This is a genomic window from Thermococcus sp. 101 C5 (assembly GCF_009372125.1).
GTDB classification, from domain to species: domain Archaea; phylum Methanobacteriota_B; class Thermococci; order Thermococcales; family Thermococcaceae; genus Thermococcus_A; species Thermococcus_A bergensis.
The window spans coordinates 1-1,199 of the sequence record NZ_WHIZ01000118.1 but is presented as its reverse complement, the minus strand read 5'-3'; the positions used below and the strand labels follow the sequence as shown (position 1 = coordinate 1,199).

The 1,199-nt window shown below is 46.4% G+C and carries 2 protein-coding genes; both read right to left on the bottom strand.

Annotation, left to right across the window (positions count from 1 at the left end):
• Positions 1-85: 85 nt before the first annotated feature.
• A complete protein-coding gene (locus GBV73_RS11050) occupies positions 86-322 on the bottom strand; it encodes a pro-sigmaK processing inhibitor BofA family protein (protein ID WP_152881345.1) in 237 nt (78 codons plus the stop codon).
• Positions 315-893: a HEAT repeat domain-containing protein gene (locus GBV73_RS11045; RefSeq protein WP_152881343.1), complete on the bottom strand. Its 579-nt coding sequence runs from the start codon at positions 891-893 to the stop codon at positions 315-317. The genes GBV73_RS11050 and GBV73_RS11045 overlap by 8 nt, the downstream gene beginning before the upstream one ends.
• Positions 894-1,199: the final 306 nt, after the last annotated feature.

Sequence of the window (1,199 nt, the reverse complement as noted above, 5' to 3'; positions counted from 1 at the left end):
GTAATGTGTTATGGTCTGAAAATCCTCCTCAGAGTCAAATACTGTTTAAATAACAGGGGGTGAAACTAAACACGCCCGGAAAAAGCTAAAGGAAGGACAGAAAAATCAAAAGAAAAACTCCCAAAATTCCGCCAACAGCTATTATGAGGAAGTTTATGAGGTCGAGCTCTATGTGGGTAACCCCGAGGTAGTTTAGAATCCCCACCAAGATTAGTCCCACTATAGCGTTTACCGCCATCCACCTGAGCACGGCAAAGGTCAGCTTGACCACTATAACCGCTGCAATTATTAGAAGTATCATGAATACTATGAAATTAATCATTCACCTTACCTCCAAGTTCTTTTATAACTTTCTCGGCTATCTCCCCAAGGGAAACCCATTTAATGCCCTCCAGAGGCAGGATTACAGTATCGTCGACGTCCTTGAACTCCTCTATTACCGGAAGGGCCTCTTTCACGTTAAGCCTTCCAAGCATTATAATCGCAAAGGCTTTCCGGTTCTTATCCCCCGTCCGGAGAATTTCAATCAACAGGGAGGCCATCTCGTTCTTGAACTTCTCCCCGACCCACGGGAAGTACTTCAGCATAGCCTCAAAGCTCTGCATGGCGTTTTCTTTTACATACGGGTCAGGGTCGTTTATGAGAGAAAGCACAGTTACGGGGAGGCCGCTCTCAATATAGGGCATCATGAGGTCTCTGTGTCTGATGGTTAGCTCCCCAATGATCAGAAGGGCATCTCCCCTTATCCCCGGGTTCCCCTCTTTGAGGAGCTCTATTACAGCATCTACATATTTGGGGTCTCTCGCTGCAGAGCGGAGGATCTTCTCAAGCTCTCCCTCCGAGAGCATCTTTATGATCTTATTCTTTTTTGAGCCGAAGGAGAATAATCCCATAAGCCATCCCTAACCTATTCTATACTTTCAACCTTAAATGGGTTTTGGGGTTTTCCCTGTGGGGAAGTTAGTGTAATTTTGTGGAATTTTATCCCAATTCTTTGTTTTTCTATTACAATAATCCCGTAGGGATTGGTCTTCATTGGCCCTTCATTGGGCTTTCCAGCCCTCGAAACCTCCAACCCTTTCGGGGTAACCGTTCTGCCTACCCGTAAAGTGTGTGTAGGGCGTTAATTTCATAACGGGTAGGCTTCCAGCCTCCCGTCTTCATTGGCTGGCTTTCGGGGGGAACGGGAACTCCCCACA